The sequence below is a fragment of the Mesorhizobium xinjiangense genome, assembly GCF_009749525.1.
GTDB lineage: Bacteria > Pseudomonadota > Alphaproteobacteria > Rhizobiales > Rhizobiaceae > Mangrovimarina > Mangrovimarina xinjiangensis.
Genome location: NZ_WOAC01000040.1, coordinates 1 through 24,452 on the forward strand (window position 1 = coordinate 1; position 24,452 = coordinate 24,452).

General features: G+C 61.9%; 19 protein-coding genes and 1 pseudogene. 5 read left to right on the forward strand and 15 right to left on the reverse strand.

From position 1 onward, the window contains the following. Positions 1 to 131: 131 nt before the first annotated feature. The 3 genes and pseudogenes from GM909_RS24905 to GM909_RS24915 all read left to right on the forward strand — a co-directional run. Positions 132 to 590 (forward strand): hypothetical protein, encoded by a 459-nt coding sequence (locus GM909_RS24905; RefSeq protein WP_198174402.1) that lies wholly within the window; start codon positions 132 to 134, stop codon positions 588 to 590. Between the two features lie 82 nt (positions 591 to 672). After that, positions 673 to 1,176, forward strand: coding sequence for a hypothetical protein (locus GM909_RS24910; protein WP_157020235.1), 504 nt, complete (start codon positions 673 to 675; stop codon positions 1,174 to 1,176). Between the two features lie 151 nt (positions 1,177 to 1,327). Further along, a pseudogene (locus tag GM909_RS24915) lies at positions 1,328 to 1,471 on the forward strand (transposase); the annotation flags it as partial. A gap of 171 nt (positions 1,472 to 1,642) precedes the next feature. Here GM909_RS24915 and GM909_RS24920 read toward each other — a convergent pair. The 5 genes from GM909_RS24920 to GM909_RS24940 are packed head-to-tail and all read right to left on the reverse strand — an operon-like array spanning position 1,643 to position 18,616. Further along, positions 1,643 to 12,091, reverse strand: a complete 10,449-nt coding sequence (locus GM909_RS24920) for an isopeptide-forming domain-containing fimbrial protein (RefSeq protein ID WP_157020236.1) — start codon at positions 12,089 to 12,091, stop codon at positions 1,643 to 1,645. Next, entirely contained in the window at positions 12,079 to 14,136 is a 2,058-nt protein-coding gene (locus tag GM909_RS24925; protein WP_198174403.1) for a site-2 protease family protein, read from the reverse strand. The genes GM909_RS24920 and GM909_RS24925 overlap by 13 nt, the downstream gene beginning before the upstream one ends. 1 nt (position 14,137) lies before the next feature. Further along, on the reverse strand, positions 14,138 to 15,919 hold the full coding sequence (locus GM909_RS24930) for an HlyD family secretion protein (protein ID WP_157020238.1): 1,782 nt from the start codon (positions 15,917 to 15,919) through the stop codon (positions 14,138 to 14,140). Continuing rightward, the gene (locus tag GM909_RS24935) at positions 15,916 to 16,761 is read right to left on the reverse strand and encodes an efflux RND transporter periplasmic adaptor subunit (RefSeq protein ID WP_198174404.1); all 846 of its coding nucleotides are present in this window, start codon (positions 16,759 to 16,761) and stop codon (positions 15,916 to 15,918) included. Before GM909_RS24935 ends, GM909_RS24930 begins: the two co-directional genes overlap by 4 nt. Next, on the reverse strand, positions 16,748 to 18,616 hold the full coding sequence (locus GM909_RS24940; protein ID WP_198174405.1) for a TolC family protein: 1,869 nt from the start codon (positions 18,614 to 18,616) through the stop codon (positions 16,748 to 16,750). The genes GM909_RS24935 and GM909_RS24940 overlap by 14 nt, the downstream gene beginning before the upstream one ends. A gap of 194 nt (positions 18,617 to 18,810) precedes the next feature. On the opposite strand from GM909_RS24940, the gene GM909_RS26360 reads away from it, so the two are divergent. Beyond that, positions 18,811 to 19,389, forward strand: coding sequence for a response regulator transcription factor (locus GM909_RS26360; RefSeq protein ID WP_157020241.1), 579 nt, complete (start codon positions 18,811 to 18,813; stop codon positions 19,387 to 19,389). A gap of 34 nt (positions 19,390 to 19,423) precedes the next feature. Here GM909_RS26360 and GM909_RS26590 read toward each other — a convergent pair whose 3' ends face one another. The 7 genes from GM909_RS26590 to GM909_RS24975 all read right to left on the reverse strand — a co-directional run bounded on the left by GM909_RS26590 (position 19,424) and on the right by GM909_RS24975 (position 21,712). Next, positions 19,424 to 19,681 (reverse strand): hypothetical protein, encoded by a 258-nt coding sequence (locus tag GM909_RS26590; RefSeq protein ID WP_456238016.1) that lies wholly within the window; start codon positions 19,679 to 19,681, stop codon positions 19,424 to 19,426. A gap of 81 nt (positions 19,682 to 19,762) precedes the next feature. Beyond that, the gene (locus GM909_RS26595; RefSeq protein ID WP_456238017.1) at positions 19,763 to 19,933 is read right to left on the reverse strand and encodes a hypothetical protein; all 171 of its coding nucleotides are present in this window, start codon (positions 19,931 to 19,933) and stop codon (positions 19,763 to 19,765) included. Between the two features lie 4 nt (positions 19,934 to 19,937). Beyond that, positions 19,938 to 20,171, reverse strand: coding sequence for a type II toxin-antitoxin system TacA family antitoxin (locus tag GM909_RS24955; RefSeq protein WP_235912077.1), 234 nt, complete (start codon positions 20,169 to 20,171; stop codon positions 19,938 to 19,940). Positions 20,172 to 20,257: 86 nt separating this feature from the next. Then, positions 20,258 to 20,521, reverse strand: a complete 264-nt coding sequence (locus tag GM909_RS24960; RefSeq protein ID WP_157020243.1) for a DUF1488 family protein — start codon at positions 20,519 to 20,521, stop codon at positions 20,258 to 20,260. Then, the gene (locus GM909_RS24965) at positions 20,518 to 20,844 is read right to left on the reverse strand and encodes a hypothetical protein (protein WP_407941364.1); all 327 of its coding nucleotides are present in this window, start codon (positions 20,842 to 20,844) and stop codon (positions 20,518 to 20,520) included. The genes GM909_RS24960 and GM909_RS24965 overlap by 4 nt, the downstream gene beginning before the upstream one ends. Positions 20,845 to 21,013: 169 nt before the next feature. Continuing rightward, positions 21,014 to 21,157, reverse strand: coding sequence for a hypothetical protein (locus tag GM909_RS26555; protein WP_198174406.1), 144 nt, complete (start codon positions 21,155 to 21,157; stop codon positions 21,014 to 21,016). A gap of 291 nt (positions 21,158 to 21,448) precedes the next feature. After that, positions 21,449 to 21,712: a hypothetical protein gene (locus GM909_RS24975; protein WP_157020245.1), complete on the reverse strand. Its 264-nt coding sequence runs from the start codon at positions 21,710 to 21,712 to the stop codon at positions 21,449 to 21,451. A 746-nt stretch (positions 21,713 to 22,458) separates the two neighbouring features. Between GM909_RS24975 and GM909_RS24980 the strand changes: the two genes are divergently transcribed. Further along, positions 22,459 to 22,614 (forward strand): hypothetical protein, encoded by a 156-nt coding sequence (locus tag GM909_RS24980; protein ID WP_157020246.1) that lies wholly within the window; start codon positions 22,459 to 22,461, stop codon positions 22,612 to 22,614. A gap of 73 nt (positions 22,615 to 22,687) precedes the next feature. Here GM909_RS24980 and GM909_RS24985 read toward each other — a convergent pair whose 3' ends face one another. The 3 genes from GM909_RS24985 to GM909_RS24990 all read right to left on the reverse strand — a co-directional run bounded on the left by GM909_RS24985 (position 22,688) and on the right by GM909_RS24990 (position 24,198). Beyond that, on the reverse strand, positions 22,688 to 23,080 hold the full coding sequence (locus GM909_RS24985) for a hypothetical protein (protein WP_157020247.1): 393 nt from the start codon (positions 23,078 to 23,080) through the stop codon (positions 22,688 to 22,690). 64 nt (positions 23,081 to 23,144) lie between these two features. After that, entirely contained in the window at positions 23,145 to 23,270 is a 126-nt protein-coding gene (locus GM909_RS26365; protein ID WP_268890799.1) for a hypothetical protein, read from the reverse strand. Positions 23,271 to 23,529: 259 nt separating this feature from the next. Next, a complete protein-coding gene (locus tag GM909_RS24990) occupies positions 23,530 to 24,198 on the reverse strand; it encodes a Crp/Fnr family transcriptional regulator (RefSeq protein ID WP_157020248.1) in 669 nt (222 codons plus the stop codon). Positions 24,199 to 24,452: the final 254 nt, after the last annotated feature.

Consider the following 24,452-nt stretch of genomic DNA (forward strand, 5'->3'; position numbering starts at 1 on the left):
CGCCGACAAAACCGACACCTCGTTCATTGCCATCATCCATCTCGCAGCCGCCGTCATAAATTCACGATGAATCTCAACAGGCCTTAGACCATGAAACCGGGCTTGGCGATTTCAATATCTTTGCCGCCTATTTGATTGACGTGGGCAATCCGGCGATCAGCTTCGGCATCGGCCCGCAGATTACCGCCCCGACGGCAATCGAAGACGAACTGGGCAGCGGCAAATGGTCGGCCGGCTTTGCCAATGTGCTGTTCAACGCGTCCGACCCCAAGTTCCAATGGGGCTATCTGCTCACCTGGCAGGCGAGCTTTGCCGGCGACGACGATCGCGCCGATGTGAATGCCGGGGCGTTTCAACCGTTTCTGTTCTATCAGCTCGGCGACGGCTGGTATCTCAGATCGTCCGGTGTCTGGACCTATGATTTCGAGACCGACAACTACGCCATCCCCATTGGCCTGGGTGTTGGCAAGGTGATCAAACTGGAGAGTACAGTGGTCAACATGTCTGTCGAGCCGCAGTACAGTGTCGTGCACGAGGGACCCGGCCAGCCCGAATGGGGTATATTCGCCGGCGTGAACTTCCAGTTCTGAGGCGCACGGCGGCAGCGGCCAGGTTCCGGGCATCGCCCTGCGCTGGTTCAATCTGAAATCCGGCGCGGTCGAGACGGCCTCGGTGGACGGCTTCGACGTTTCCGTGGACGGCCCGCCCGCAGCCCGAGACGGCGTCGACCGCTCGATGCTTGTTCTTGTGGCGGCCGGGCTTGCCGGGCTTGTCATCCTGGCGCTGCTCGCCCTGGCGATCCGGCGTTATGGTCGGCGCCTCGTGACCGCGCGGCGCCACAGGCAGGAGCGGTGGCGTGCCAGCAAGGCATGGGCCGAGCGCGAATTGTTGAAAGCTGTTAAACGGCGCGACTATCACGCAACCCTGCGCGCCCTCGATGAATGGGCCGCGCGTCCCCCTGCAACATACCGGTCCCGTATCGTTCCCGTCCAGCAAGCGCTGACGAGGGTCGGCGGATCAATCTATGGCCGAGGCCAAAACGCTCCGGCCTCCGCCGATTGGAATGCCGTAACCCAGGCGGTCAGGACGGCAATGACGGCGCGCTCCAAGTCTGCCGGCCCCGACCTTCCGCCTCTCAATCCCGGAGCAGTTCCGGCTGTCACCCAGCTCACATGAGGAGGCGTGCGTCAAGACCGATCACTGATGCATAACCGATTCCTTTGGACGTTTGTTTCGGGTCCATGGTCTGAGCCAGATTGCATGACGCGGCGCGTTTCTGTCGCCGGTTCAAACTCACATACGGTCGCCGTTTTGTTCGGCACCACCACCTGGGCCAAAACCGGTCGGGCGGCCGCGTGTCGCGAACCTGCGCGATGTAGTGAATGCGATCCTCTACATGGCCTCGACGGGCTGCCAGTGGCGCATTCTGCCGAAGGACTTTCCGCCCTTCACTACGGTGCAGAACTACTTCGGGTCGGCTCCAGTAGGGGGCGAAATGACACCCTAAGCTGTCCTTGGAGTAACCCTGGCAGTCGACTGGACCCGCCATTGCGAAGCCCGGTCGAACGCTGATAGTTTCTCAGCGAAATTCGAAGGCCTCCGTATGGATGCTGGCACGTGGAACACCAGCCTCGAGTCTGGTCTAGTATTCGCCAATAGCCGACCCAGTGGGTGCATTGTAGTTAATATAGCGCCGCGAAGAGATGCCCAGCGGGTCCTGCGAAGCCGCCATCTGGTCTTTCAACACGATGCCTGCCTCCAGATCGTTGGCGCCGAAAATATCGAAATGGCGCTGGAAGGGGATCGGCGTCGTGGCGCCGGGATTGTACTGCACATTGGTGTGGTCCAGTGCGCCCAGGGGCGTCAGCTTCGGCGGAGAGGTCATGACTATCGCGGAGACCGGCGCCGGCCCCTTGACATCGTCCATGGACAGCATCCAGTTGCCGCTCGGACCGACGACGGTCGAGCCCGTGTCGAGCGGCAGCCCGTCCGCACTGTACAGGGTCACAGTCACCGTTGCACCGATGGCGGCCGTGCCGGTAAAGAACGGCGCCACGTAGATCGGCACTTCGATCTCTTCTTCTTCCTCGTCTTCGTCCTCGCCCAGCACGCGCGCGATCTCGGCGGGGTCGGGCAGGGCATTCAGGATGTCGACCTCGGTGTCGATGTTGTTGGTCGGATCGCTGTCGAGGCCGGTCGTTCCGTCGCCGTCGACCTCGATGACATTGACGGCCTGGTCGATGTCGGCCTGCGAGGGGAACAGGACTTCCAGCGTCAGGCCCAGCGTGATCGTTGCTTGACCCGGCGCCACGGTGCCGAGATTCCAGGTGACGATGTTGGTCGCCGGATCGAAAACGCCGCCATTGGTGGCGCTGACGAAGCGGAAGATGCGCGGATCGACAAAGTCGCGCACCACCACGCCATCGGCGCGGAAATCGCCGATATTGCGCACGGTGATGGCGTAGTCGATGACATCGCCCGGCGAAACCTCCTCCACGGCACTCGCCTTGGTGACCACCAGATCGGGATAGATCAGCCGGTCGGTGTGCTCGTCGTGATTGTTTTCCGGCGTCGGATCCCTTCCGCCGAAACCGTTGTCGTTGATATCGATGAGATTGGTGGTCTCGTCCACTGAGGCTGGCAGGCCCGGCTTCACCCGAAGCACCATCGTGAACACCTGGTCGCCATCGTCCGGCGACAGTGTGTCCAGATGCCAGGTCACCGTGCCGGAGGCGGCATCGTAGACACCGCCGCGGTCGGCGGAGACGAATTCGAACACATTCGTGTCGACATGGTCGACGATCTGGACCCCGGCCGCCACGCGGTCGCCGACATTGCGCGCGGTGATGGTGAAGGGAACCGTCTCCGAACCGCCGGTTTCCTCGACATCGTTGGTCTTTTCGATCTCGAGGTCGGGCACGGGCGGACGGCCATCGGCCTCGGGGATGACGATCGCGTCGTCGGTGTTGTCCTCGGGCGTCGGCTCCGGCTCGTCCATCGTTGCAGTCGCCTCGTTGACAAGCAGAATGTTGCGGCCACCCTCCTCCGTCACCGGCGAAAGCACATCGGCCACCTGTACGGTCAAGACGATCGTTACCGTCTCCTCAGGCTCGAGCGTTCCCAATGCAATGGAGAACTGGTTCGTGTCGGGATTCACCGTGAAGGGTGTGTCCACTCCATTGACCGTGACGGCCAGCAGCGTGATGTCTTCCGGCAGCGTATCGGTCAGGACGACATTGTTCGCTTGCTCGATGTTACCCGCATCGACGCCCGGCGCCCCCTTGTTGAGCACCTGGATTGTGTAGCTGTACATGCCGCCGACCTCGACGATGTTCTGCGAAGCGTCCTTGATCACGCGCAGGTCGGGACCGGCGATGGTCACCGTGGCGTCGTCCTCGTCGGTGTAGGTGCGCTGCTCGTCGGGATCGTCTGTGCCGGGGATCGTATCGTAGGTCAGGGAAGAGGTGTTGAGCGAAGCGGAGCCATTCGCTGCGTTCTCCACCACCGCTTCCGCGTTAAAGTTGATGACGATGCTCGCCCCAACCGGCAGCACATCCGCGGTGATGCGGAAGCCGGAGCCGACGATCTGGACGACCGGAGCCGGCGTCCCGAGTGGAGCACCGACAATCTCGGCCGTCACCGAATCCAGGTCGAGCACCATGAAGGGATCGTCAAAGGGGTCTTCGATCACGACGTCAAAGGCATCGACGGCAACTTCATCATCAATAGAGTCAGGTGAATGCTGCACGGTGATGGTGTAAGAGGCAGTGTCGCCCATAGCGACGAACTCTTCGTCGACGGTTTTCTCGATGACGAGATCAGGTTCGACGACGTTGACTTCGGCTGTTGCCGAGTCCTGCGCTCCCGTAGAACTGGTGACCGTCACGGTGTTGGGAAGAACCTCGCCGTCCTCCACGATGCCCGCCTCATCTACGATAACGACCTGATAGAAAATATCGACGAAATTGTTGGTCAGATCGTTGTCTCCGGGATTGATCACAGTGATACCCGTGACCGTCAGCGTATTGGTATCGGGATCGTATACCGCGTTCCCGACACTGAACGCGAAGTCCGGATTGCCCGGCACGACCTGCACCGTCCCTGGGAGAAAGCGCTGCCCGTCGGGAAGGACATCCACGAGATCGAAACCGCGCACTGTGCCTTCGGGAATGTTGACGCGGACAGCGAATGTCACAATCTCGCCGACCGCCACATCACTTCCATCGGTCGCGTCGACGCTGGAATCGGCCACTCTCTTATCCACGGTCAATGGCAGTGGCCCGATCTCGATGGTTTCGGAGTCAGCAACGGCATAGTCATCGAGCGCCCCGCCAGGTCCGTCATCACCGGTGCGCTCATTCGCATTGGCCCCCGGCGTGGACGTCCATGTGGCTTCCATGTCGTTTGTGAGCATGTCGCCCGGTTCGACCGCATCACCCAGAAGGAGATCATAGTTCATCGTGATGCTCGCCCCTACGGCAAGGTCAAAGCCTGAGATGGTGAGCGTGGAATTATCCGGCGAGAGCGTGATCGTGGCCGAGATCGGATTTCCGTCCTCGTCGACAATCGTGACCGAGCCCGGAACAAAGGTCGTGTTTGTCGGGGCAATATCGGTCAATTCAATATCGAATGCCGTCGAATTGCCGGTGTTGGTCAGAAGCACCTCATAGGTGATCGTGTCACCGGCATCGGTCATTTCGTCAAAAGGCAGCACCGTCTTATCAGCCGTAATATCCGGCTCGACCAGCGTCATCTCCACCGAATCCGTCGGCGTTTCCAGTTCCGGAGCCCCGGTGGTGACCGTGACCGCGTTTTCCAGAACGACGCTGTCCTGGTTGGGCAGCTCGTTCAGCATCACGCCCTGATAGCCGAAGGTGATCACGGCGGTGTCGGGAGCGCCGTCCGTCGTGTCGTCGGTGCCGGGAATGGTCACTGTGCCCAGTGTGATGGTTATCGTGTTGGCGACCTCGTCATAGACGAAGGCGGTCGGGGGAAGCGTCGCCGCGCCGTCGAAGAGCGTGCCTGCCGGCGCATCGACCGTGAACGTCCCGTCCACATATTCGAAATTGTCCGGAAGTTGATCGACCACCACGACATTCGGCGTTGATCCTTCCGTCAGCGTCACGTTGACGTTGAAGGTCGCCGTCTCGCCGATGGTCAGCGCGCTTCCCGCCGTGTCGGTCACGCTGGAAGCGACGAGTTCCTTCTCGACATCGACGGTGAAGTCCGTCTCGACCGTGACTGTGTCTGTGGCTTCGTAGTTGTTCAGCGTGTCGTCGGTGTCGTCCGGGCCGTCGTCGTCGAAGCTGTCGTCGGTATGGCCGTCGGCGCCCGTACGCTCATTTTCATCGTCACCAGCGGTCGAGGTCCAACGTACGGTTGCCCCATTGTCGATGCTGTTGCCGGGCGCAACCGTGTCCTGGACCGTCACGGTGAATGTGAGGGTGACCGTCCCGCCCACGGCGATGTCGAAATCCGAACCGGTCAGCGTCGTGCCGTCCGGCGAGATGGTGAACGTGCCGACGCCGCCGCCGCCATCCACTGCCGTCACCGTACCGGTGAACAGCGTGTTGAGCGGAGCGCCATCCGTGAAGGTGACGTCGAAGGCCGTGGAGGTGCCGATATTCGTCAGCACCACCTGATAGGTGATCACATCCCCTGCATCGACCGGCCCGGCGGGCGAAACCACGGTCTTGTCGATTGTCAGTTCCGGCTCGACGAGCGCGATCGACTCCGCGCCCGTCGCCAAAGGCGTACCGTCCGCCTGGACGCCCGCAGCATTGTCGATCTGCCCCCCGTCCTGGTTGATGAGTTCGTTCACCACCACGGCGGTATAGGTGATGCTGAACGTATCCGTGCCTGCGTCGTTGTCGCCCGGATTGACGAGCGTGCCGTCTGCACTGTTCTGGATCTGGAACGACAGCAGGAATGCGCCCGGCACGAGATCCGAGGGCACCAGGGTCACGGAACCCTCGACGATCTCCAGGCCGGCAATGCCGGCAAATTCGGAGGGAGTGACGATATCCAGCGAGTCCGGATCGATCTCCAGCCCCGGTTGCGTCAGGTCCTGAACCACGACGTTCTGCAGCGTCCCCTCAAACACCGTGATGTCGAGCGTATAGGTGACTGTCTCGCCGATCGTCGCTTCCTCGACGTCCGCCGTCTTCACGAGCTGAATACTGTTGTCGGTGACGACCTGGGCGTCGGCCGAAGTCACATAGTCGTTGACGTCACGGACGAGTGTCCCGATGCGCTCACCGGTGGGAGTGCCGGGGCTCACATCGCCATCGAGCGAACTCCACCGACCGGCGACGGTGTTCGAGATGGTCTCGTTCGGCCCCACGCTGTCCTGCACCACCACGGCATAGACCAGTGTAAAAGTGGCGCCGAGCGGAATGTCGATATCCGCGCCGTCAACCGTCTGGATCGTGTTGCCGACAATTTCGATTTCGCCTGACACGTCGACACCGTCGACCGTCGCACTGACGAGGGTCGCTTCGAAATCCTCCGGAATCTGGTCCGTGAATGTGAACTCGAACGCATCCGCCGTGGAACTGCCGCTGTGGCTCGCGGTAATGGTGAATGTGATCTCGTCGCCCCCGTCGACGGTGGCCGGCGCGTCGTTCTCCTTGGTGAGAACCAGGTTCGGCTCGACGACGGTGAAGGTCGCATCGTCCGAGCTGCCGCCATTGTCATGCGTCCACTCGGCGAGGTTTACCTTCGCATCATTGTTCTCGTTGTCGAAGACATTGTCCACGCGCGCCTGGAAGGTGATGCGGATGAAATCGTTCGACATTTCGTTGTCGCCGGCGGTGACAAAATCGTCGTTGGCCACGATCGTGAGCGTCTGGCCGACCTGCGTGAAGGTGAACAGGGCTGGGTCGATCGGATCTCCGTCGCCATTGAAGACGGTCCCGCTCAGGAAGGTGACTCCTGGCGGCAGGGTATCGGTAACGCTCGCGCCGGCAGTAGTGCCCTCGATCAGCGGGATTTCGAGCGTATATGTGACGATCTCGCCGATTGTTGCGGTCGGCTTGTCGACCGTCTTTGTAATCGGGCCAGGATCGGCGATTTCGACCGTTTGCGCGGTCTCGAAGAAATAGTTGTTGACCAGCATTGGGTCGTCCTGGTCGCGCGGGATCATGTCCGAACCGTCGCGGGTCTGGCTTTCGCTATCAATTCCATCGGGTATCGACGGGTCGAGACCATCGACCGGGTCGACGTCCGGCAGCGACTGGTACGTAAGGGTCACGTTGTTGGTAAGCGTCTCGCCCTCTATCACAGCTTCGCTGACCACCGCACGGTAGGTGATCGTTACGGTCTGGCCCTGCGGCAGGTCGAAGCCGCTGACGGTCAGTGTGTTGGTGCCGGCATCGAAGGACACTTCCGGTTCGCCGTCGAAACCTTCCGCCGTAAAGCCCTCGACAATGACGGAGCCGTCCACGAACTCCAGGTCATCGGGAAGCACGTCCGTCAGGGTCAGCGCATAGCCGTCGCCCGTCGACAGGGCGTCGTCGTGGGAGAGCGTCAGGGTGTAGGTAAGCTCGTCCCCCGCATCGAGGTCCGGGCCGTCTCCGGTGACGGATTTTGCCACGTCGATGGCTGGCTCGTCGACGGTGATCTGAACCTGATCGTCGAACTGCAACGTGTCGTCGTTATCGTCGATCACGCCGTCGCCGTTGCTATCGGTTTGATAGGTCACGCGGGCGCCGTTGAGATGCTCGTCGCCGCCATCCGTCTCGGGCACGTTCATCACCTGCGCGCGAAAGACGATGAAGATCGACTCGGCGACGACGTCCACGGGCGTATCGGGATCGATATCCCCGGCGTCGTTGTTTACCTCGCCGATCGTAAATTCGAGACGGTTGAAGATCCCGTCCCCGTCTGGGTCGAGTATCTGCACATCCGCCACGGTGAGGGGAGCGTCGAGGGTCAGCGAGTCCCCGATCAGGAGCTGATCGACAGAGACGATGCTCACGATTCCCTGCGCGCCGAGCGCGTTCAGGAAATCGGTGTCGTCAAAGACGATCACATTCCCCGCGTCACCGCGTGGAAACGCGATCTGGAGCCCGTAGGTCAGCACCTCGCCGACTGCCACATTCGGATCGGCGTCCAGCCCGGTCGTGTCGACCGGCAGCTCCGCAGGCAGCGGGAAGTCGATCGGCTGGCCGCCGAGCGAGGTGTTGAGCAGGTATTTCTGGATCGTCGGACCGGAGATCGTCAGCGTGTCCGAGCCCGTCTCCGGGCCGAAAATCCGCTCGATCAGTTGTTCGCCGGAGAGGGAAGAATAGGACTCGATGGTCGCGGTGTTGTCGACCATGGTTCCAAGGCCGACATCGGGATCGACCGTCAGGCCGAACTCGAGTGTCAGTTTCTCGCCCTTCGCGATGGCGAAGGTCGGATCGGCCGTGACGGTGATGACCCAGTTGTCCGGGTCGCTCGTGTCGTCGATGGTGACCGTAACGAGGTCCGTATCCACGTTGCCGGTGCCGGTCACGGAAACACTGACCACGTTGCTGAAGATGTCCAGCGGCAGATCGTCGTCAGTGAGTTCCAGACCGAAAGAGGTCGTGTCGAATGTACCAGTCCCGTTGGCAATCTCCAGCGTCATGCCGACGGTCTCGTTCGCTTGCGCCTCGTCGGGCGTGAAGGTCTTGGTGATCGTGAGATTGGGCTCGACGATGTCCACGCCCGCCGTATCGCTCACCGGGTCCGTCGTCGTTGTGTCGAGCGTCGCGGTATTGGTCGCGCGTGTCCCTGAGTCGAGCGCTTCGTCATCGAGCGCTTGCGCCTGATATTCGATGATGAAGCTCTGGCCAGAAAGGTCGGTTCCAGGTGCCGCATTGGCGATAATCTCGTCGAACAGAATGGTAAAGTCATTGCCCGGACCGGCCGTGAAGTCGAGCACAGCGCCATCTGCCAGAACCACGCCGTTCTGCGAGACGGTTCCCTCGAAGCTTCCGAGCCGCAGCACGAGCGTTCCGCTGACAAGCTGGAACCCATCCGGCAGCGCATCGGTGATCGTTGCGTCGGTCGTGCCGTCGGGCACCGTCACCTCGATCTGGAAGGTGCCGATCTCGCCGATGGTCAGGTCGTCGCCATTGGTGAAATCCTGGTCGGTGTCGAAAAGCGTCTTTTGAACCGCCACGCCCTGCGCGGTCACCGCCGCCTCGTCGGTGAAGTCGCCCGTAACGCCCTCGGTGAAGTCGGTGCCTCCCTCAAGGGCGGCAAAGGAGACGATCTCGGCGGTATTCTCCACCGTGACGCCGGGATTGACGTCGTCCGCGGCCACCAGCTCATAGCTGATGATGATGATGTCGTGGCCATCGGCGTCGCCGGCGGCGGCGATGCCTCCCACGCCGCCGTTGTCGTTGATGGTGATGCCGGCGCCAAAGAAATCGTTGATGTCGCCGGTGAAGCTCACCACCGTTCCGTCGCCGTACTGCACGGTCAGCACCGCACCGTCCGGAATCTCGAAACCGTCCGGAAGCATGTCGTTGATCACGACGTCGAAGGCGTCCTCGCCGCCGGTGTTCTGCACGGTCACCGCGAATTTCACCGTGTCGCCGCCGTCGAAGCCGGACATGTCGCTGTCGATCGGCGCCGCCGCGAGATCGTCGGCCGTGACCGAGCCGGTGAACCCGGGTGTCCCGACCGCGAAATCCACATTGTTCGGGTTCGTCTGGCCCGGCGTGAAGGCGAGCGAATCGTCCACCGCTCCGTTAGCATCGGTCGCCACCGCGCCCTTGGTGACCGACAGGACAGGCTGGTGGAAGGTGACGTCGTTGATGATGACGTCGTCGGCAATCACCGCGTCGCTGTTGGCGGTCTCGATCACGGCCTGGTTGGTCAAAAGCAGGCCGTCGGCAAAGGGCTCGTCCAGCACCTGGATCGTGTAGATCAGGTCGATGACGCCGCCCTGCGATGCCTCCTCGTCGAAACTGCCATAGGTGAAGATGATGGAATTCGAGGCCGGGTCGACCGTGACCCCGGGATTGCCCACGACATCGGTGCCGGAGAGCGTGTCGTCCGGTCCCAGGAACACCTGATAGGCTCCCGGAATGCCGGAGCCGCCATCGACAAAGACGAAGGCTCCGGCATCTACATCATAAATCGGGGAAGGCAGGTAGTCGGTGATGACCAGATCGTCCACATCCGCCGAGCCGACCTCGATGCGGATCCGGTAGGTGACGAGGTCTCCCGGCGCGATCTCGGGCGGGGCATCCTGATCGCCGTTCACCGCATAAAGCGTTTTGGAGGATTGCGGCGGGTCGATGACGACCTCGTCGCCGGAGCCGTCGGCCTGAGCTGCTCCTCCGTTCGGAGTCGCGCTGTTGAGTGTGAGGCTCACGGTGTTCGTGAGCCTGTCGTTGACGACGACGGGAGCTGTGCCGCCTCCCTTGACGCGATAAGTCTCATTGATCAGCGCGAAATAGGTGAGGGTCATGCTTGTCGGCCCCTCCTGCGCGTCGCCATTGAAGAGATCGCCGAAAAGCGTGGCATCCGTGGCGCCGGCATTGCTCACCGCATTGCTCAGGTAGAAGGTGACATGCTGGGTGCCATCGCCCTGTATGGCTGCCTCGAGCTCTATGGCATCGCCCGGCGGCGGTGTCGTGCTCAGCTGGAAGAGATAGACCTCGCCGTTCATTTCGACACGCAGCACCGGCGTGTGGTCGAGCGTGGCGTCGTCGGTCGTATCCAACTCGAGCCCATCCGCGAGAATGTCGGTCAGCACGCCTTCATTGAGCGCAAGATAATCCGAGACGTCGATGTCGATCTCGTACTGGACATATTTGCCCGGTGCGGCGTCCCCGCCGCCCTCGATCGTGGCGGTCTTGAGCACCGTATAGGGGCGGATGGTGATCGTGACGAAGTTATCTTCTAAATCAGCGATATTGTCGTCGATTGGCACGTCGACACCGTTGGGCGCCACATAAACGCCGGACTCGACCGTCGCTTGGTTGCTGGCGGTGTAGGATTCCGGATTGTTTTCGTCGATCTGCGGGAACTCGGTCCCGTTGGCGGAGAATTTCGGCGCATAGGCTGTCAGCGTGATCACAAGGTCACCCCCGCCGGCTACGCCTGTCACCATATCATAGGTGAAGGTCGCCTCCGTCACTACCAACGGATCAGTGCCAGGCACACCCTGCGGTTGACCATCAACTCCCGGCGCGACGATTGCGTCAGCGTCCGGATCTTCAGCATTCAGGAAATACAGATTGGTCGGAAGCAGGTCTTGAATTACCAGATTCTCCAGTGTCACGCCGTCCGCGATGTCGACGGAGATCGTATAGGTAAAGGTGAAATTCGGCCCCTGCGCGGTCTCGTTCTCGGGAAGCTGGACGTCCTTCTCCAGCCGCATGACGATTGGGGTAACGGTATCCGTCTGTGCAGTGTCCTGTTGAAGGGGCGGGTCAGTGTCGGGATTGTCCAGAGCATCCTCGCCGAAGCGGAAGCCGCCGCTCGCCGTGACGATGATGTCAGTCCCAGGCACCGCGCCGGTTTCCGGGTCGGCGTCCGGGCTCTCCTCCATCGTTGCGGAGAAGACAAGGTCGATCGCCGGCTGGTCCGGCGTGTAGCTGCCGAAGGGGGCCAGCACGTTGATCCAGGTCTCACCCTCGATGGACCCCTCCGGCAATTCCAGTTGCCCGCCGACCGTGTCAAGCGGATGTTGCGTGATCGGGTTCCCCGAGCCGTCGACCCATTGCGAGCCGTCCCAGGTTCCCACTTCCTGGCTTTGCACCGAGCTTCCGAGATAGGTGACGTTGTTGACCTCGATGCCCGACCCGACGGTGACATCGACGAAGGGGCCATAACCGGTGTCGTTGGGATCCCCGTCCGTTGTGTCTGCGTTGTTGTCGAAGCTCACCGTGAACTGGAAATCCTCGTTGATCATCTGATCTTCCGGGAGGTCCTCGACTGCAGCCTCCGGCACGGCGTTCAGCAGCAGCCGGTCCTCCAGACGCATGATGCGCGGCCGGTAGACCAGGCCCATCATGCCGGACGCCGCGCCGGCCGTTCCCGTCGTGGCAACATCGCCGATTGTCTTCGCGGCCGGGTTGCGGTGAAGCAGTCGATCTATAGCGCCCATTTCGCAGGATTCCTCCAGTCGATGTGGTCGAACCAGCCGATGACGATGGTGCCGGCGGGCCGCCAGATGATGCTTGAAACAAGTCTGCCGGGCGCACCCGGATACCAGCCTTCCGTGCCGCCCTTCGGCACGAAGGTGGAGGCGAACCGCGCCACCGCAAGTCGGCGCTCTTCGCCGCTGACGTCGATGGCCAGTGGTCCGCCGCCCTCTGCGGTGATGGCGGCCGGCGGCAGTTCGCCGGCCGCGGCAGGCTCCACACGTTCCAACCGGACGGGAACGGCGTGCGAGCCGAAAGCCGTCTGGCGGAAGGTCAGCCGTGCGGGGGCGGCAACGAGATCGGTGGCATCGTCCGGCAGCAGCCAGACCCTGGCCTCCAGTATCTCCATGTTGCCGATCTCGGCGATGAGATCGCCGCGCGCTATCCAGCCGCCTTCGAGATCGCGCAGCTTTCCGCCGAATATGACGCCGGCGCGCGGCGCGGTAACCGCAAGCCTGTCGAGCCGCATTTGGGCCTCGACCAGTTCCTGGCGCACCGTCTCCAGGTAATCCTGCTTGCTCTGATAGGTTGAGGGATCGTCGGCGGCGCGCGCCTGTTCGAGTTCGATCCGCGTCTTCGCCTGGCGGGCGGCGAGTTTCACGCGCTCGGCCTCGAGAGATGCGTTGACAAGTTGCACCACCGGGTCCCCCGGCGTTATCGCCGTGCCCTCGCTGGCCGCGACCTCGACCACCGCGCCCGAGCTTGCCGCGCGCAGTTCGATGCTGTCGCGATAGTCCACGACACCGGGTGCAGAAATCCATGTGGGCACCGGCAGGAACCAGAGCGCCGCAATCGCGGCCGCCACGAAACCGAGCCGCAGCGCCGCCTTGCATCGGGGCGCTGCACCGGCCTTCCAGACGCTCTGCGCCAGCTTGCCGAGCGGCGCCAGGACCATTGCCCAGACAACCATCAGCGCCAGAACGACACCGAAGCCGAAGGCAAGATGGGCCGCAACGACGCAGAGCGTCACGGCCACCACCATGCGCCACAATAGCGCCAGCCAGCCATAGAGGACGATGCCGGCCGGTTCCTTCTCCCCGGACGCTGTTCCGGTCAGAAAGCGCAGCGTCATGTTGCGGACGGCGGCAGCGCCGCGTTGATAGAGATTGGCAATGCCGGTGAGGTCCGTTAACGCATAGTAGCCGTCGTAGCGCATCAGCGGATTGGCGTTGAACAGCAGCGAACTCACCGTCGTGGCAACGACAAGGGATTGCAGGAAGGCACGCCAGTCGCCTTCCGGGGCACGCGTCCATAGCATGACGGCAATGGCGCCCAGGCCGAGTTCGCCGATGATGCCGGCCGCGGTGATGTGAAAGCGCTGCCAGCGGCTTTCAAGGCGCCAGGCGTCGGTGACATCGACATAGGCGCCGAGCGGGAAGAACAGGATGAAGAGAACGCCATATTCGCGCACCTCCACCCCGTAGAGCCGCGCGACCACCCCGTGATTGATCTCGTGCCAGGCCTTGCTGATCAGCCAGGCGAGCCAGAACAGGACGATGAGATCGACGCTGAAAAGCGTGCCGAGCTCCTGATAGAATCGGCTTCCATTGGCGATCATCGTCGCCGCGCCGGCGGTAATGAGTCCCGCCCACAACATCCAGCCAAAGGGGCCGTAGAGCCAGCCGAGATAGCGCGCGCAGCTCTCAAAGAAGCCGCTGCCCGAACCCAGGCGAAGGCGCTGCGAGACGGGACCGATGCGCCGCCTTCCCGCCTTGCCGGGCGGTCCGGCTTCATCGCCGTGAAGCAGTCCGTGACGCCGCAATTCGTCAAGAACGGGCTCGACTTCGGCTTCGGACAGGCGCGCGCCGGGCCGGTCGGCATGCAACTGACGGAGAGCTTCGCCCGCGGTGCGACGCCCGTTCAGCAGGCGGGCAAAGGCGGCGGTGTCATTATCGGTCTCCATGAAGGAACCGCCCATCGGGTCCTCGATGAGCACGGTCTGCGCTCCGGCGCGCTCCCGGTAGAGGAAACGCAGTTCGCAGCGCAGTCTGGGATGTTCTTCGGCCATGTCACAGAGTCCATCGCCTGAATGCATTCCAGGCGCCGCGGAACAGGATCTCGCCGATGGGCGCCTTTCCTGTCGGCAGCAGGGCGACACCCTTCTGGCCAGGCCGCAATTTCAGATCGGGATTGTCGATGGTGGTGCGAAGCGGGATAACCGTCTGCCCGTCGATCGTCTCGGCGCGGGCCGCGCGCCTGAGATCTGTCACGGGCACCGGGTCGCCCGACACGCCATCGAAGTGCAATTCGCCGTCAACCGCCTCGTCCAGCCGTTGCAGATCCTCAACCGGCACGTCGATGCGCACGCGCAGACGGTCCACCGGTGCGATCTCGGCGATCACGTCGCCCTCACGCAAGGGCGCACCGTCGGAATGTTCGAACGGGCTTTCAAGAACGACCCCGTCGACCGGCGCGCGCAACTGAAGCTGCGCGATCTGCCATGCAAGGAGATCGCGTTCGGCGGCAACCGCCTCGCCCTCCAGCCGCGCCAGTTCGGCCTCGGTCACATCCTTTGCCCGCACGGCTGCGTCGCGGCGGCGGAATGCCTCGCCGGCCCGGGCGGCGGCGGCGGAGTGGGAAAGTATCAATTCCTCCCCCTCCAGTTCGGCAATGGGTTCCCCTCGAGCGACGAAGTCGCCCGGCGCGGCGTCTGAATGCAGCAGCACCGCGTTGAAGGTTGCCGTGACGAAGCGGCGTCCCTCCGGTTCCAGCTCGACTTCCGCACGGATGCGGTCGGGTATGGGGATGAACATGACGGCAAGCGCCAGCGCCGCGGCGACGAGCGCGCCGATGCGGCCCGTCCAGCGACGCCGGGATCGGGCTCTTTTGCGCTGTGGCGCATCGAGGGTTGCGTCGAGCAGGGTCTGGACGACCAGCCATCCCTTCGTGTCGAGTTGCCTGAAGTCGGCGGCGGGATCGGCCAGCAGGCATGTAAGGGGGGCAGCTTTGCGGCGCCCGCCCACCTGCAGCGCGACGACGCAATCGGCCTTCAGTGCCGAGGCCAACGAGGTGGAAGCCTGTTCCTTGCGTTCGACAATCGGGCCGGCCGCACTGCCGGCGCGTGTGAACAGGTCACGGGCAGCAGATTCGACGGGGGAATCCTCACGCACCGCGCCGACCGGAAAAACGGCCCGTATCGCCCCGTCGTCTCCGCCGATAAAGGCGTGGCTGGCCCCAAAGGCCGAAACCATCAGTTCCGCCAGTTCCACAGGATCCGCCGGTGCCGCCCCCTTGAAGGCATCGATCAGGGCCGACAACCCAGTTGCCAATCCCATGCCGCCCTCGCGCGCGGTCGGCTGCAGGGCCGCGGCCGCAAGCTCGAGCGTGGCGCGTGCGGCCGGCAAAGGTGTTCCGCCTCTGCGCAGTGCCGCAACCGCGCCCCCACCATCGGCAAAGGCGCTGGCAAGAACCACCGCTCCTGGCAGCGCGGTCGACATTTCCTGATGCGAGCCCGGGCCGCGTAGAGCCTCGCTTGCGGCAAAACGCAGCTCGGCCGCCAGCTTGGTGCGGCTGTCGCGATGCCGCGCATCGAGGGTCAGGTCGCGGACGGCCAGAGAGCCGTCGCGTTCCACGAGAACCGCTGCGGCCTCCGCGTCGATCATTTCAGCGATTGCGGCAAGAGCCGGCGCGGCGCCCTGCGCGTTCCGCCCCGAATGCGCACGGGCGCCCTGCAATTGCCGGCGCAGCCTGTGATAGAGCGGCGCCGTGTCAGCCGCCTTGCCGGCAGGGTCGGTCCCCTGGGACGGTGGAACACGAGCTGCGCGCTCCTTCAGGTTCAGCGGCCGGGTCATCGTTCCAGCCCGCCGACAGGCAGTGCGAGCACCAGCCGCTCGCCGCCCAGATAGATGTAGTCGGGATTGTCGATCTCGATGCTGATCCGGCGCATGCCTGTCGGCGCGTCGATCTCGACGCCCAGATTGCGCACGCGCGCGGGCAGGGACTTATCCTGCCGTTCGAGCTTCACCGGCAAGATCGTGCCCTTGCCGACGTCGCCGATGCAGCCTGCAGGCACGAAGAAATCGGCATGAAGCCGGTCCAGCTCGTAGAGCGTGACGATCCGCGCCTCGCCAGAAGCTCCCACAAGCTCGGAGACATCCCGGTGAACCTCGTTCACCACACCGTCGAAGGGTGCGCGCACGTCGAGCAGAGACAGGCGGGCCTCCACGCTCGCCGCATCGAGTTCGGCAATGTGCAGATCATCCTTGGCCGCCCGAAGTTCGGCCCGCGCGACCGCCATCTCGGCCTTGGCCGCGATCAATTCCAGGGGCCGTGCGGCCCGTGCCGCTTCCAGCTTTGCGATCTCCTCGCTGCGCCGGCTGGCGTGGTCGAACTTCGCTTCGGCGGCCTCGAGCCTGCCTGTCGCGGCCGCACGGGCACGGGCGCTATCGAGCTCCGCCAACGCAAGCGTCTTGTCGAGCTCGGCAAGGATCTCGCCCGCCTTCACCCGGTCGCCTACCTCCACCAGCACCTTGGCCACGATGCCCGGTTCGCGCGCAGCGATTTCCACCGTCGCCGCAGGCTCGGTGAAGCCGGCAGCCTGCGCCAGAGTGCAGTCGGAAGGTTGCGCGGAAGCCGTCCCGCTCAGAAACAGATATATCCAGGCGGCACAGCACGCGCACCTACGGCGCGTCACGTTGTCCTCCATTGCGGCCGCCAACGCCTCTTTCGATGGCCCGCGGGTTGACCAGCAGATTCTCGTTGCTGTCGGCGCCGACGGGCAGTCTGTCCTTGCCCAATGCGCGCCGCACGATCGCGATATGGTCGAGATTGCCGGTATCGATGCGCAGCGCCTCGACCCCGCGCGAAGAGAGCATGGTGCCGGCGACCCGCTCCACCTGGTAGAGCGCAAGATTGTATGAAACCACGGCTTCCAGGAGCCGCTGCTCCGATTCGGTGCGGTCTTCCATGCCCGAAATCAGCGTGGCAAGAAACGCGCTGCCACTTTCGAGCCCCTCATCGGCACGCGCCCGCAACGCGGCAATTTCGGTGTTGTTCGCGGCAAGCTGCGCCTGGCGGGCACGCATCTCCTCATAGGCTGTGCGTGCCTCGCGCACTGCCACCTGCGCTTCCAACAACACCGTGTCGCTGACATTCCTCAATTGCGAGGTGAGTTGGCGCACCTCGATGCGGCGTCGGTCATTGATCGAGCGGTCGCTGCGATTGCCCAGCGGCATCTTGAACCGCACGCCGACAAAACCGTCGACATCGGTCTGGTCGAACTGGTTCGACCAGGCATTGCCGACATCGTAGTCGCCGGACAGTCCGCCATTCGAGATACCCGCCCGCACATCCAGGTCCGGCAGCAGCTTGTTCTTGGCCACCTCGGCCTGCAACTCCGCCGCGCGCAATTGCAGCGCCACAGATTTCACCTCGGGCCGGTTCTGCAAGGCCAGCAGCGCCACATCCTCCAGCGGCACGTCGGTGAACTTGCGCACCGGGCGCTGTCCCGGGATGATCTCCACCCTGTCGCCATAGAGCGACGGATCGCTCAGCAGGGCGCTGAGCCGGGCCTGGGCGTTGTCGACGCCGGAACGGGCACGGATGGTCGACGCCTCGGCGCGCCGGATCGCGGCCGCGGCCTGCTCCCGCTCGCCGGCCAGCGTGTCGAATTCGGCACGCGCCGAAATCTGCTCGGCAACACCTCTCAGGTCGCCGACCAGCCGCTGGCGCTGCAACAGGTGCGCCCGCTCGGCATAGAGCGTCCAGTAGGTGCGCATCACCTCGGTGAACTGGTCCTCGATCTGCCGCTGCAGTTCGGCGATGCTGCGGTCACGTTCCAGTTTGGCGACATGGATGGGGGCGGTGTTGACCAGAACCCCCGCTCCGTCGAGCAGCGGCTGACGGATTTCGAGCGCGATATCGGCATTGGCCTGATCGTCCGGGACGAAAAAATCGGAATTGCTGTTTTCGGTGCCGAGACGCTGCGACAGGCGGACTTCCCCACCGGTGATCAATGGCTGCCCGATGCCGAATTCCGAAGTAAACCGATCATCGGCAAGGTTTTCCGGCGCGGTCGACGAAGTGCCTGTCTCCAAAAGGCTCGAGCGCGGCTGCTCGGTCGATTCGTACTCGCTGTCGGCGAAGATGAAGGGATCGAAGCGGCCCGTGGCCTCATTGGCCACCGTGTCGCGGATGAGCGGGACGTCGGAGATGGCCGCAAGCTGGTTGGACTGCGAGATCATGCGGTTGATCACGTCGTCCACACTCAGCGTCACGGCGCGCGCGTTCTTGTTCTGACGCTGGCTTATGCGTTGTTCCCAATAGGCGGAGGCGGGCGCGCCGCCAGCCGGAAGCGATTCGACCATCGGCGGTGTACGAGGCCCGGAAGAGGCGCGCGCCTGCATCGACGAACGCACCACCTTGCCGTCTGCCGTTGTCTCGTGCGTGCCGAGCTCGGGTTCGGCATAATTCACGAACCGGCGATATTCCTGCTGGACACTATTGGCGATCTCGCTATTCGGATCGATATCGCCAATCATGCTGGCCATGCAACCCGACACCAGAAAACTGCTTCCCGCCAGCACAATTGCCTGACAGCTGGAGCGGAGTGCCGGTCTGTACCAATGCGCGAATCTGCTCCCTTCCATGGTCAGGGTAGCCGAATCTTTCATCAAGATCCCTCCTCATGACCCCGTCTACCCCTTAACTTGGCAGTATTCTAAAGTTTGAAACGGTTTCATAGTTGGACCTTGGGGCAATATCGGACTTTGGGGCAACTCGACTTGAGGAGAAGCAAGCCTGCGAACGGCAGCCGGGCTGTGCGGTGCTTGATTTGCAGATGCCGGGCATGGACGGTTTCGGCCTGCAGGACAATCTGGCGGGCGCGACCTCGGACCGCCCGATCATCTTTCTGACCGGACACGGGGATATTCCGGCCAGCGTCAAGGCGATCAAGGCGGGAGCGATCGACTTTCTGACCAAGCCTGTCGAGGCTCCGGCCCTGCTTGCCGCCATTTCCGCCGCCCTGGTTCGCGATCTGCAGGTGCGGTCCGATGCAATCCAGCGCCAGTCGGTGGAATGTCGGCTGGCCAGCCTGACAGCGCGCGAGCGTGAAGTCTGGCTGGAGGGTGATCTGGCGGGCATACTCAGCTTGGCTTCGGGCACAAAAAAACCCGCTCATCCTTGGGATGAACGGGTGCTGTTATCGTTGGTTGCGGGGGCCTGCAACCATCTTTACTTGCGACCCGCCCCGCACCTTCACCCTATCGTGCTCCAGATGGACATAGCGGGTTTTGGCGAAGTATTTCGTACTGCCGCGTAGGGCTGTGCTACCCTTTAACAGTCTGCGCGCAGTTTCAGAAACTGGTCTCGCCGAGCGAGGCCGCGATGTCGCTGATCGATCGGAGCAGGTCCAGGGGATCATCCCTGGACGGCTCGAAGCCCCGCCGTCTCCATAATTCGGCCGCCTCCCCGTCGACGGCGTTGACCAGCAAGGCTCGCCCACCGATCAGCGAAGCAGCCTCAACGCAGCGCTGGAGGGCGTGTTTCACAAGACCGGTGCCGATGCCCAAACCTGCCCAACCAGTGTCGGTCGCGAGCTGGCCGAGCAACATGCACAAGACTGGATTGGGCGGCTGCCCCGTCCTGATCGAGCGCGGCAGAACCGAAGGCACAACGGTCGTAGGCGCGAGGCCTTAGTAGCCGACCACGCGCCCGGCCTCATGCACGACGAGAACGGCGGTGAAGCCTTTCTGCTGACTAGAAAGGGCACGTGTCTTCAGCCACTGGTCAAGCGTCGGCTTGCCACAAGTGGACTCGGAAACATCGTGAGCAGCGGCAAGCGGTTCGGGGCCTGACAGTTGCAAGGACTTACCGCTTCGCCACGTACCCGGGCTCCCACGGCGCCGCACGCTTCAACACTTCCACCATCTCCGGAACAGGAACGGCCGGACGCGCCAGCACATCCTTGAACTCGGCGAAGCCCTCCGGGCTCATCCGGATCAGACCCTGCTCCATAACGACCTCCTCGGCCGCACGCACGGCGGCGTCGCGCACGAAGTCGGTGCGCGAGCGGCCGCGCAGGCTTGCGGCGCGGTCGATCATTGCGACATCCGCCTCGTAGCGATTTGTATCGCGAATTACAATACGATCCGGTCATCCCGACAATCATATAACAGGTCACTGCGGTTTTAGCGGAATTCGGCTGCTGTCAAAATGTATGAAGTGCGGCGTCCACACGAATAGGCTTCACGTGCGACATCGTGGATCGACCCGCGTGCTGCATCGAAAGCCGCGAGGAAATCCGCTTCTGACAATTCCACGCTGCCCGGCCGCGTCAGTGCGTCTGCCTCGACGAAGAACGGCACCTCGAACATGCCGTCATGGCCGATGAAGCGGACGGCATTTCGGGCATCGTCAAAGCTGCGGCTCCGGTTCGGAAATCCCAATGTCACGACAGGCAGTCCTCCATTGTCGATTGCGTGGACCGGGCGCGTGTAGTGTCCCGGTCTTTGTGCCGTCCGTCATTGCCACGACGGTTGAGGGAAAACATGCGATCAGTTGCTTCCAGCCGGCTGAGGCCGGTTGTGGTCCGACCGTCTCCATGCGCTGGAACGCCGGTAAAGACATGGTAGACCGTCCAGGACCGGTCCGCTTCGATGCGGCGGCCAAATTGCTCGTCCAGGCAATCGGGCCCGGAAGCACCGCCCTCATTCTCCCAGACGCCAATCGCGCGGACCTTCCGCAGCATCTCGGTATCGTTGCAGACGTTCATCATTGCGGTCTTCCTTCGTCCATCATTTCAGCTTCAAGAATGCCGGAATAGAGCGTTGCGTCATTCTTGCCGGTGATTATCACCGCGCCCGGCCGCCGCGGCATTTTAAGGGGCCGCAGAAGCTGCCGGCTCGATCGCGTTGTCGAGATCAGCGGCAGTGGCACGAATTTCCTCAGGGCTTGCGTTTGCCGCGTTGGGCATTGGCGTCCGCGGCGAGCTTGATCTGGTTGCTGAAGGTCTGTTCAGGTTTTGGCGGTGCCTTTTCCTGCTTCGGCTTTCTGATCTCGCGATTGCTTCGTTTCTGTCCCTTGGCCATGGCCGAATGTCCTTTCGATGAGAGTTTCGCTGTCACCGGATGGCGACGAGCCGACCGGTTCAAGACTGTTTTGCGTTGTCACCCGTTCATGACGTTCGTCGTCGTTGCGGATGCGGTATTGGGGTGAATCTCCACTCGGCGGGAGCACGCCGGTGATGTGATAGATGTCCGTGGGCAGGGCCGGTCTGCCAACCCCGTCCTTCAGCCGGACGGTCTGCCCGACCGTGAAGAGATGCGTTGGGGAGGCCCGCCCGGTCGGGCGGTTGGTGCCTCGGCTGGAGCTTGTGGATGTCATGACTGCTTGTGATCCTTTTCAAGTGCTGCTTCTAGATCGGTCGGGTCGACCGGCACCATCTGATGCGTCGGAGCATTCGTGCCGATGGCCGGCAGGTGGATAAAGGCGCCGACACGTCGCCAGGCGAGGCGGGTGAAGGCGTCGATCAATTCCTCGTCCTGGTCGACGCGGTAGTCGCCGGGAGGCTGCGGGGCGTTGAAGCCGGGCAGCAGGAACGGCGCGGTGAACCGCGCGACGGTCTGCGTGGTGCGTATTGTCATGGTCGGATGTCTCCGCAAGAGCACGCCGATGCGCCTCCCGCATTGTCCCCATCCGAAACGGAACGATCCCAAAGCCGTGGGCAACGTCGGGTACGCTCCAAGGTTCGAACGGGCGGCATGCGCGCCGGATTGACGTCATGCATTCGCTGTCGAAAATTCGGTGGTGAATGGCGGGTCGAAGTCTCTGACACCGCGAAGCCAATTCGGCCAAATCTACATGTCTCGTATACGATTCAATCTTGTTTTAAACAAGGCGAAGTTGAAATTATATTTCGGCTAAGGAGAATAATTCTTTCGGCATATAAAATAGATAAAGAAACAATTTGAGATAAATGCGTTATCACGGGAATTGACGTGCAATGATTGGTCGAACATTAACAAATTGGTATTTTCGATCTTCAAACGTTATATTATAAAACTTGTATCATTTCATTGAAAAATGCGTTATATTGATGACGTGGTCGCCCTACGCGCCGGCCCCAGAAAGAATTTCTCATGCAATTCCGTCGACTCCACGACCGCGTCGTCATTTTCGATCTGAGGTGCGTGTGCCCTAACCGAAAAGGCAGCATCCGATGAGATACCTTGATCGAATAAGGACGGAACCGTCGCTCTGGCTCGTGATCCTCATGGTCGGCGGTGTAACCGCCACGATTCTTTACGTGTATCTGACCTAAAACCTCGTTCTGCACATGGCCCTCCTGAAGCGACGAGCGACTGGCCGAGCGGTGACAGAGGGCCAACTCATGAGCATTCAAGACAGGATCATCGCCGCCGTGGAGGCGGCGGTGATCATCGTAATTGCCGGAGGCTTCCTTCTATGGCCCAATGCCGAGATGCTGACAGCGGGCGAGGAACCGGCGACACAGGAGGAACCTGCCGAACCGGTTGCTGCCGATTAGCTAGGATTGCCGGCCCAATGTGCCCGCGTTTGCTCTTTGCTATGGCCGGCACAGGGAGGCCACGCACGCGGCGTTAGCGGATATAAATCGTGAGTACCCCTTCGTCATTCATTGTCGCGGTGACGACGCGTCCAATTTCGACCGAGCGGCGACTGAGTTCCTGTTTGATCAAGTCGTTGCTTATGATCGCAGTTTGCATCATCGCCCAACCGTCATCTGTCTTGGCCAGCGCATCTTCGATCGCCCGATACCCGTCATTTGACTTGAAGGCGTTCAGGTCCACGACATCAAGACGAACATAGGAATCAATCGCACGGAGTTCGTTCGCGTTGATATCGTTGGTCTCAAGCGCGGTTATGACTTCCTGAATATTCACTTCGCGTTCGTCAAGGTCGCTCCCATGCACAATCGCCGGAAAGCTTCCGTACGCAATCAACGCGATGAGCCACATAGTGCTTGATTTCATCGCAAGTTCCTTGCTGATTAATCACCTCTCACCGGTGAAAGGCGCCTCGAGCTATTCCCGTCAGCTATTCTGTCGATTCTTGCGTTGCCTCTGGTGCATTGGCTCCCGGCTCGTCACTCGGCCAGACGGCATAGATGATGATCAAGACTACAATAACGGCGGCCAGAACAATCCAATTGCGCTGGTTCATTATGTTTCCTCCCTCGCCCGCTTACCAGATATGGTGGGCGGGCTTAATATTGCTATGCGGTGGATCGGCTGGCGCTCGGATGCCAAACGGCGCTGCGCGACAAGAACATGGCGCACCGACGCAGCGGCGTTTGCCTTTGGCTGGCATAGAGAGACTGCAAGCACGATGGAGCCGCACTACCAGGTAGTACTCGTCAGAGCCACGCAAAGAAACCAGGCGACGCCCGCCAATGACAAGCCAGCGCTCCGCCAGTCTGGGTTCACATCTCATCTTTGGGCTGATCGTGCAAAACGACGTTCAACAGCGAACTGTGGACTTCTATCCCTCCGTTGTAGCTGATGAAGCCCAGTTTTCGGAATTTGTTCATGAAGAAACTCACGCGGGACCGGGTCGTTCCGATCATCTCGGCAAGCGTCTCCTGGCTGATCTGTGCGATTATCGGGTCTGGTTTGTCCTCTTTGCCAAAGTTCGCCAACAGCAAGAGCAGCCGGGCAAGACGCTTTTCGCTTGAGTTGAACAATTGATCGACAAGGTCTGCCTCGACGCGGATGGTCCGGCTCAGAAGATGGGCGATGAACAATTCGGAAAAAGCCGGTTGCTGGCGGATCACGCGAACAATCGCCGCCTTCTCCAGCCGGACAATGACGGATTCCATCATCGCGGTGACCGTCGCTATGCGTTGAGACTGCCCGGCAAGGCATCCTTCGCCGAAGAATTCATTCGATCCAAGAATTGCGATGACGGCTTCTTTCCCCTGCGCCGAAACGACGGTGACCTTCACCTTGCCTTTCTGGATGTAGAAGACTGCGTCCGCAGGGTCTCCCTGCGATAAAACGATCTGGCCCTTGCCAAATTCGATGCTCCGCCCCTCGCCAAGATAGGTGAGAAAAGACTTGGGATTGAACGAATTTGGAGGCTTGATGGCCATGACATGAACTACGTACCACAAGGTGCCTGAAGGATGAACAGTCCATCATGGTTTCGCAGTTCTGATTTTGCGTTGTGAGCAATTTTGAACAGATCGTTGTCCCCGTAGTGTGCAGTTTACGAGAAGGGTGGGGTGCCGGTTGGGGCTGGCAAATTGCATCAACCCCAACAGAGGTGGACCCGTCTGATGAGACAGTTTGGCGGCTTGGCTAAGGTGGATCGGGTTCGTTTTACGCCGCCAGTCGCTCCGTCGTT

What these genes read in the sequence shown, in the direction of transcription:
- GM909_RS24920 (WP_157020236.1), bottom strand. Translation starts at nt 12,091, where the DNA reads ATGGGCGCTATAGATCGACTGCTTCACCGCAACCCGGCCGCGAAGACA.
- GM909_RS24925 (WP_198174403.1), bottom strand. Translation starts at nt 14,136, where the DNA reads ATGGCCGAAGAACATCCCAGACTGCGCTGCGAACTGCGTTTCCTCTAC.
- GM909_RS24930 (WP_157020238.1), bottom strand. Translation starts at nt 15,919, where the DNA reads ATGACCCGGCCGCTGAACCTGAAGGAGCGCGCAGCTCGTGTTCCACCG.
- GM909_RS24940 (WP_198174405.1), bottom strand. Translation starts at nt 18,616, where the DNA reads ATGGCCAGCATGATTGGCGATATCGATCCGAATAGCGAGATCGCCAAT.
- GM909_RS26590 (WP_456238016.1), bottom strand. Translation starts at nt 19,681, where the DNA reads ATGTTGCTCGGCCAGCTCGCGACCGACACTGGTTGGGCAGGTTTGGGC.
- GM909_RS24955 (WP_235912077.1), bottom strand. Translation starts at nt 20,171, where the DNA reads ATGATCGACCGCGCCGCAAGCCTGCGCGGCCGCTCGCGCACCGACTTC.
- GM909_RS24965 (WP_407941364.1), bottom strand. Translation starts at nt 20,844, where the DNA reads ATGATGAACGTCTGCAACGATACCGAGATGCTGCGGAAGGTCCGCGCG.
- GM909_RS26555 (WP_198174406.1), bottom strand. Translation starts at nt 21,157, where the DNA reads ATGGCCAAGGGACAGAAACGAAGCAATCGCGAGATCAGAAAGCCGAAG.
- GM909_RS24975 (WP_157020245.1), bottom strand. Translation starts at nt 21,712, where the DNA reads ATGACAATACGCACCACGCAGACCGTCGCGCGGTTCACCGCGCCGTTC.
- GM909_RS24980 (WP_157020246.1), top strand. Translation starts at nt 22,459, where the DNA reads ATGAGCATTCAAGACAGGATCATCGCCGCCGTGGAGGCGGCGGTGATC.
- GM909_RS24985 (WP_157020247.1), bottom strand. Translation starts at nt 23,080, where the DNA reads ATGAAATCAAGCACTATGTGGCTCATCGCGTTGATTGCGTACGGAAGC.
- GM909_RS26365 (WP_268890799.1), bottom strand. Translation starts at nt 23,270, where the DNA reads ATGAACCAGCGCAATTGGATTGTTCTGGCCGCCGTTATTGTAGTCTTG.
- GM909_RS24990 (WP_157020248.1), bottom strand. Translation starts at nt 24,198, where the DNA reads ATGGCCATCAAGCCTCCAAATTCGTTCAATCCCAAGTCTTTTCTCACC.